Source organism: Bacteroides sp. ET489 (assembly GCF_030518095.1).
Lineage (GTDB): Bacteria > Bacteroidota > Bacteroidia > Bacteroidales > Bacteroidaceae > Bacteroides > Bacteroides ndongoniae.
In genome coordinates, this window is record NZ_JAULLJ010000067.1 from 1 (window position 1) to 6,555 (window position 6,555).

Annotated in this window: 14 protein-coding genes and 1 tRNA gene; 3 read left to right on the plus strand and 12 right to left on the minus strand. The window is 40.9% G+C overall.

Translation table 11 applies throughout. The features are described from left to right. The 11 genes from Q3C19_RS17455 to Q3C19_RS17505 all read right to left on the minus strand — a co-directional run. Positions 1–242, minus strand: a 242-nt coding sequence (locus Q3C19_RS17455; RefSeq protein ID WP_302731055.1) for a CHC2 zinc finger domain-containing protein, incomplete at its 3' end; no start/stop codon positions are given. 483 nt (positions 243–725) lie between these two features. Next, the gene (locus Q3C19_RS17460) at positions 726–1,043 is read right to left on the minus strand and encodes a hypothetical protein (RefSeq protein WP_302731057.1); all 318 of its coding nucleotides are present in this window, start codon (positions 1,041–1,043) and stop codon (positions 726–728) included. A gap of 41 nt (positions 1,044–1,084) precedes the next feature. Beyond that, positions 1,085–1,324: a hypothetical protein gene (locus Q3C19_RS17465; RefSeq protein ID WP_302731059.1), complete on the minus strand. Its 240-nt coding sequence runs from the start codon at positions 1,322–1,324 to the stop codon at positions 1,085–1,087. Beyond that, on the minus strand, positions 1,321–1,491 hold the full coding sequence (locus Q3C19_RS17470; protein WP_302731061.1) for a hypothetical protein: 171 nt from the start codon (positions 1,489–1,491) through the stop codon (positions 1,321–1,323). The genes Q3C19_RS17465 and Q3C19_RS17470 overlap by 4 nt, the downstream gene beginning before the upstream one ends. Positions 1,492–1,568: 77 nt before the next feature. Continuing rightward, a complete protein-coding gene (locus tag Q3C19_RS17475) occupies positions 1,569–1,709 on the minus strand; it encodes a hypothetical protein (protein ID WP_302731063.1) in 141 nt (46 codons plus the stop codon). Continuing rightward, on the minus strand, positions 1,706–1,933 hold the full coding sequence (locus tag Q3C19_RS17480) for a hypothetical protein (protein ID WP_302731065.1): 228 nt from the start codon (positions 1,931–1,933) through the stop codon (positions 1,706–1,708). Before Q3C19_RS17480 ends, Q3C19_RS17475 begins: the two co-directional genes overlap by 4 nt. A 34-nt stretch (positions 1,934–1,967) precedes the next feature. Further along, positions 1,968–2,060, minus strand: a tRNA-Cys gene (locus Q3C19_RS17485). Positions 2,061–2,138: 78 nt separating this feature from the next. Then, complete coding sequence (locus Q3C19_RS17490; RefSeq protein WP_277121189.1) at positions 2,139–3,020, minus strand: recombinase family protein; 882 nt, start codon at positions 3,018–3,020, stop codon at positions 2,139–2,141. Continuing rightward, positions 3,017–3,283 carry a hypothetical protein gene (locus Q3C19_RS17495; protein WP_277121190.1) on the minus strand — a complete coding sequence of 89 codons (267 nt, stop codon included), beginning with the start codon at positions 3,281–3,283 and terminating at the stop codon, positions 3,017–3,019. The genes Q3C19_RS17490 and Q3C19_RS17495 overlap by 4 nt, the downstream gene beginning before the upstream one ends. Positions 3,284–3,288: 5 nt before the next feature. Further along, the gene (locus Q3C19_RS17500; protein WP_277121191.1) at positions 3,289–3,651 is read right to left on the minus strand and encodes a helix-turn-helix transcriptional regulator; all 363 of its coding nucleotides are present in this window, start codon (positions 3,649–3,651) and stop codon (positions 3,289–3,291) included. Then, complete coding sequence (locus tag Q3C19_RS17505) at positions 3,630–3,887, minus strand: hypothetical protein (RefSeq protein WP_277121192.1); 258 nt, start codon at positions 3,885–3,887, stop codon at positions 3,630–3,632. Before Q3C19_RS17505 ends, Q3C19_RS17500 begins: the two co-directional genes overlap by 22 nt. 130 nt (positions 3,888–4,017) lie before the next feature. Here Q3C19_RS17505 and Q3C19_RS17510 point away from each other — a divergent pair, with 130 nt between their 5' ends. From Q3C19_RS17510 to Q3C19_RS17520, 3 genes are read left to right on the plus strand one after another with little or no spacing between them, the layout of a single operon-like run. Beyond that, on the plus strand, positions 4,018–4,377 hold the full coding sequence (locus Q3C19_RS17510; RefSeq protein WP_277121193.1) for a helix-turn-helix domain-containing protein: 360 nt from the start codon (positions 4,018–4,020) through the stop codon (positions 4,375–4,377). Positions 4,378–4,387: 10 nt separating this feature from the next. Further along, on the plus strand, positions 4,388–4,729 hold the full coding sequence (locus Q3C19_RS17515) for a hypothetical protein (RefSeq protein WP_277121194.1): 342 nt from the start codon (positions 4,388–4,390) through the stop codon (positions 4,727–4,729). 5 nt (positions 4,730–4,734) lie between these two features. Further along, a complete protein-coding gene (locus Q3C19_RS17520) occupies positions 4,735–5,205 on the plus strand; it encodes a hypothetical protein (protein ID WP_277121195.1) in 471 nt (156 codons plus the stop codon). Between the two features lie 302 nt (positions 5,206–5,507). Here the strand turns inward: Q3C19_RS17520 and Q3C19_RS17525 are convergent, their stop codons facing one another. Then, entirely contained in the window at positions 5,508–6,389 is an 882-nt protein-coding gene (locus Q3C19_RS17525; protein ID WP_302731070.1) for a helix-turn-helix domain-containing protein, read from the minus strand. Positions 6,390–6,555: the final 166 nt, after the last annotated feature.

Here is a 6,555-nt window from a genome sequence, read left to right on the forward strand (position 1 = left end):
ATGTCCTCCGCCGACATCAGATAGGCAAGCGCGTTTTTTCCTTTCACGGTCGGGCAGACCCAGCACTTGAACATTTTTTTCGCCGGGGATATGCTCAGCTTGTCCTTACCTTTGCACACAGGGCAGTCGCAAACGTAGTCTTTCCCCTTCCGGCGTAGTTCGTGGAAGTCGCTGATTACATCGACAAGCCTGCCCTCGCTGGCGTCTTTTATGCGTCTGATATCATCTTGAGTAAATGTCATGGTTCGTTAGTTTTATACGGGTAGCCAGAAATTACCCGGCAAAATTGATTCAATTATTGGTTTATGTCAAGGACGGAATTATTCGTCAGACTCTTCGGTCAAAGCTTTCAATAACAGAGTCGCCAGGTAGAAATGAAGACCATATTTGTGGTCCAAAAGGATGCTTCCGTCCTCTGATTCCATAACAATGTTCAAGTTGTCTTTAGGCTTATCGTAATATTTCGTCACTTTAATAATCAATGTTCGACCTCTATCGTCGGTTGATTTCACGATTGCGCATTCTTTTGTGTCGCCCAGTTTGTCTATAAAGTACTAGGTATCTTGGTCGGGTTTATTGTCAAGTCTAACGTTGCAGTATACTTTCGCTTGTCCGTTCTTTCGAATCAGATATTTTTCGGCAATCGTACCGAGTTCATTGGTGTTGAGTACACGAACACGGGAACCGGCTTTTAAATTTGGTTTGTAAACTCTATTCATGTGTGGCTATTCTTGGGTTATTGTTTGTTTCTCAATTTTTTTATTGCATTCCAACTCTCGTAGTACACCTCTAATCATTTGATAAGAAATACGGAATACTTTCATTTCTTTTTTATTTTGGGTATAACATTCTATGTAACCATTTCTTTTGTTTTTGTGGACTTCAATCATACATAGTGATGTGCTGGGGAATGCTTCATTCATTCTATTAACACATTCTTTAATAGTTTCTATCATTAAGTTCAATGCGGTATCTCCTTCTATAATTAGATAAGAAAGCATTTCAATGGCCCATGATTGTAACATCTTTCCTTTTTCATTCACATTCGATGGGGTTTCTATATTTGACACAATATATCCAATTATCATGACCTAGCATATAGTATAATTTTATCGATTAATTTGAATTGTTCCTCATACTTAAACATCAAGTCATTCTGCCTGTCTGTTGCTTCTCCACTATCATGAATATCTTTGTACTTCTCATACTTCATCCTTACATTTTTGCGTGCGTGCTGAGCGAGTACTTCAACCAATCGTTTAACTTCATCCTGATTCAAAGCCAAGACGGAGAAAGCTTCACCTGGCTCATGCGTCCATTTCATTGTTTCTCCTCCTCGTAATATTCAATAATAGTTTTATTCAATGCATCAATAAGACTCCATGCCAGCATTGCTGGGATTGTATTTGTATTCATTTTTTCAACGAATACCTTACCGTCTCTATATTCGAGAATAGTATCAAATTCTATTTTAACATTGTTTTCTTTCATAAATCAGTAAATAAAGTATTCACAACTATGAACATCTTCAATCATACACCATATATAGATTCTTCTCCCATAGTCCTTTAACCTATTATTACTGAATCCGTCGGTATGTGTTCTTTCACGCTGCTAATTTCCATCAGGTTCAGGTCGCCTGTATTCAGGTACACTTCCGCCTCAGGGTCGCACTCTTCGAGTCTCTCAATTAGTTCTTGTACGGTCATGGTTCTTCAGGTGTTAAGTTAAACACTCGGTTGATGGTCTCGTCCAGTTTCCCGCCAAATGGGAAGTCGTCTTCGTACTCCACGGTGACGTCCGCCATGTGGTTGCCGTTCTCCGTGCGGAAGGGGATGCCCGGTTGTGCGTGCACCGGCCATCGTTCTTCGGTGATTCTGGCCACCAGCGCGTTGGCCACGCGGGTGTCCAGTGAAAGCTTTTCTGTTTTCATCTTCATACATTTTTTTGTTGGTTCATAAATCGTCTGGCTCCCCTTGGCGGAATCGAACCGCCGTCGCTCCCAGGCCTTTGTGTGGACTTATATCCCTTTGCCCGCTACCATTCGGGTGTAGAGGGGAGGTGTGCCCGTCTGTTCCGGGCTGTCATGCGAGACTTCTGCCTTTCAGGTCGTGCGTACCTTGCCGCTGGTCTTTCAGTCATTTGCTTTTCCTTATTTTCTTTTGCCCGTGCCTCCGGTAAAGGTTGTTGAACTCCAGGTCGCAGAGGATGGTGTCATATATCTGTTCGTAGCTGTATTGCGGAAGGCGCTCTGCAATCTGGGGGATTGTCAAGTCTTCCAATATCAGCCCGTTCATCAATTCCCGGTCGATGCTGACGCACTTGAATGGTTCATCCTTGTACTTCATCATGCGATTATTCCTGGCTTCCGCCTTCTTCTTTTCACGCATCCTTTTGTACCAGCTTTTATCGAAATCTTTCACGCCCCATGATAGCAGCAAGCGGTCGATGGTGTTGCGGGTGGTGTGGAAATTCTCGGCCAGCCTCCTGTTCGGTACGCCCCAACGGTGCTGCTCCAAGATGGCTTCCTTTTGGGCTTCAAACCGTTCGGAAACCGAAGGGCTGACAGCGGGTGGCCTGCCAAGCAGCACACCTATTTTCATCCGCAACCTCAAACCTTCCTTTGTGCGTTGGCGTATCATCTGCCTTTCTATCTCGGCGGACAGGCCAAAGGCAAAAGCTAATACCTTGCTCTGGATATCATCACCCAATATGAATTTATCTTTCACGGTGTAGATGATGCAGCCGCGCTCCATGCAGAAGTGAAGGATGTCCATCACCATGTACAGGTCACGGCCAAGGCGGCTTATCTCCGAACTGATGATGATGTCGCCCTTTTGCAGCAATTTCAGCAGAGGCCCAAGGTTTCGTTTGTCGGGGTCTTTTCCTCCTGATACGCCTTCATCGGTGATGTATTGGTCTATATGCCAGCCGTGCTCTTCGGCGAATTTATCGACCCCTTGCTTCTGTGAGTTGACGTCCTGCTCGTCTGACGACACTCGTAAATATCCGTATATCATATAACTGCATTTATGAATTGTACAGCCTCGTGGCCGTAATGCTTTTCTATCATCTCTATCATCGACATGTGCTCCCATTCGTCTGGATATATACGCCTTAATTCCTTGTCAAGTGCGATGATATCTATCGTCACATAACGGTTCACCACGCACATCAGCCCGTCTTTTATCCCTTCCATTTTGATGTCAGGAAGAAGGCGGAGGAAGTCCTTGTGGAACTGGTACATGTCAGAATCGAGCTTGTATCTTTTGATTTTGGTCATAATGGTTATTCTCTTATTCGTTCGATGTGTTCTATTCTTACTCGTCCTGTCCGGTACCGGCAGAAGTGGTAGTTGTCCATCATCTCCCCGCCGATGAACAGGCAGGTCAGGCAGATGGCTCCGATGGTGCGTTTCAGTGGCGAGAGGTCGAAGCTGATGCCGAACGTCGTGCAGAACCACCAGGCCGACAACTCGTTGATTTTGCCGATATGCAGCTTCTGATAGATTTTCCGCAACGTGTTGTCCACCGTGTAGCGGGAGATGCCCAGGTCATCGGCCACCTCCTTCTGCGAGGCACCCCAGGCGATGCGCTCGGCCACTTGCCCCTCTCGGACGGTCAGTGTGGCTATGCTTCCTCGGTGGTCCATACGTCGGTGATGCCTCGGCGGGCGAAGATGTGGTTGATGGCCTCGTAGCGGGGGAGGCTGATGTTAACGATGCCGCGGTTTAGCACGACTGAGAAATACGTCAGCCGGCTTATGCCTAACGCCTGCATCAGTTCCTTCCTTAGTTCTGTTTTATCTGCCAGGCTCACCTGCAGGTAGCCTTTACGGAACTTATAGCGTATTTTCGCTATTGTGGGGATTGAATCGTTGTTATACATTTGTCTAAGATTTATTTCGATGCAAAGGAAATAATAATATTTCGTTTTAAGAAATTATTTAGCTGTTTTTTTGAATAAATTATTCATTAAAAGAAATAATATGCTGGGATTCAATTCGTAAATTTCAAGTATGAAAGCAAAGAGAACAGAGGGGCCGCATCCGGTCACTGAAAATATAAGAAAGATATTGAATGACAGGAATCTAACTCAGATTGCCGTGGCTGGATATGCAGGTATGTCTCAGGCACAGTTCAGTAAAGCTATTAATGGAATAACCAATTTTACTATATGGCAACTTTCTAAAATGGCAAAAGGTCTTGGAATGCGACTGATAGACCTTTTCACTTACCCAGAAGTTTACCAGCCGGCAAGAAAGGATAGTGAGGAGGTGACTGCATCTATCACCATTCAGTTGAAGGATGAGAAAAAGGAGCAGGCGTTAAAACTTCTGTTTGGAGACAAGAACTTGAAATTGTTGGATTTAAAATAATATAGATTTTATGACTGATTTTTTCAGAATCAATCTGCCCTATGGTATGGTGCGGAACGATAAAGGTGAATGGTGTTTTTTCAATCGGGAGTATACCTATTTAGGAAGCAAGGAACATGGAAGGATAGAAGATAATTCCCCATTCTTTTGCCGTTATGAGGGGATCACGGACAAATTGCTGGAAAGTTTGGCGGCAAGTCCAACCTCAATTAACCGCAATGAAAAGAATGAGATAGTACGGATCTGGTTCTATGACGATGCTACAAACCCTTCTGGTAGAAAGTTGGACTCAGAGCTTTGGGATAAATATCAGTGCAAGTTAAAAAAATTGTGTGCTCTAAAAAGAGGATAGCCGTCATGGAATATTCAGCAGGACAGGAATTGGTTGATATTCTACTTCACTTTGGGTTTAAGGAAGATACGGATAAAATCTATCCGGTTCAGTATGAGCAAATGAAACACCGTGGAGAATACAATCCTCATTCATTTAAACGTTCTTTCAAAAAAGGAAGAATGTGGATATTATTGGATTATATCAACATTCATATATTATACAATTCGTCCACATTCTTTTTTGATGAAATGGCAATTAGCCTTGAAGAATTGGTGTCATTGATATATTTTATGCAATTATCTTCTTCCGACAGGGCTTATATGTTTAGTAAGTTGCGGGGAGATAAAATAACAGATTTATATGACTTCCTGAACGATACAGATGCTTGTCATTATTCACATTCAACATTGAATAAACTGAATAGGCATAAGCAGGAAATAATGTATTTCAAGTCAAAAGTTCTTAATTATAAAAACTTTGAGAGGTCAATGTAACCTCAAAAATATAGCAGACAGAAATCGCCAAAAACAGACGAATAGACAAATAGACAAAAATACACTGTCCTATAAATCAGTAGTTTGAAAGAGTAGGGGAATATCCCTCCAGCTCCACATGAATAAAAAAAGTCGCTGATTTCTCAGCGGCTTTTTTTATTGAGGAAGTAGTTATTTCTTTAGCAGAACTAGTGTTAAGTGGTTGGAAAGTAAAAAGGTTGCTTTGGTAAAAAGTGGTGTGTTTCTTGATCAGTATATTATTTCCTCAAGTTATAGTATAACAGTTTAGTCGGTTATATTCTTTAAGACATGCGATATTGTTTCGGTGAAATGCCAGTTATACGTTTGAAGTATTTGCCGAAAAACGTTTGTGTTGGAAAGTTTAATTTATAGGCGATTTCCTGAATGGTTAGGTTGGTATGTTTTAACATCGTTTTGGCTTCAAGGATTACAGATTCTTCAATCCATTCTGTTGCAGTTCTGCCACTGTATTCTTTTACTCTACACGAAAGATAGTTTGGGGTAAGGTTTAGTCTTTGTGCAAAGAATGACAAAGAGTGTTTGGTGCCATTAAATAGATTGAGTTCTTTAATAAAATCTTCAAATACAATTTCACATCGTTCGGGTATTTTTCTTGTGTACTCCTTTTCTTTTAGTTTCTTGATAAGTATATCATATATCTTATATAAAAAAGAACTTGTTACCCCGATAATCATACGGTCTTTGTAGGTTGTTTCCGATTGCAGTATGCTCTCCATTAAATAATAGTACTTTTCTAATATATGAATATCTTCATATTGTAAGTCTAATACAGGCGAAGTTTTGGCTGCCATATACAGGTTCATCAGATCTTTGGTTTCAAAATGTATCTTTTGTATGAATTCTGATGATATAATAAATGGATATACAATCAGATTTTCACAAGAATTGATCTGAATAATGTTTTCAGGAACATGAAGGGCTAAAGTTCCGCTTTTTAGAACATATTTCTTTAGGTTTATCTGAACTTCTGCCTTACCACTGACACAAAAAATGGCAGCGAATGCATCCATTCGGCTTGGATGTTTGAATAGCGTATCGTCAAAACCAAGGTTAGCAGATAACAATATGTCAGATTTTAATCTGTTTTGGGCAAGCTTTTTATTATCAAGCTGCTGAATTGATATAGACTCTATCTTTTTCATCTTTACTCGTTTTTTTGAAACAAATGTATTTTATAAATTCCTATTATGCAACTTTGTTGATTAATAGGGACAATTCTATCTTTAATATGACCTTTTTCTATGATTTCTTATATCCGATATTTGCAGACGAAAAAATATGGATAGGACTATTAATCTGAGTATTAAT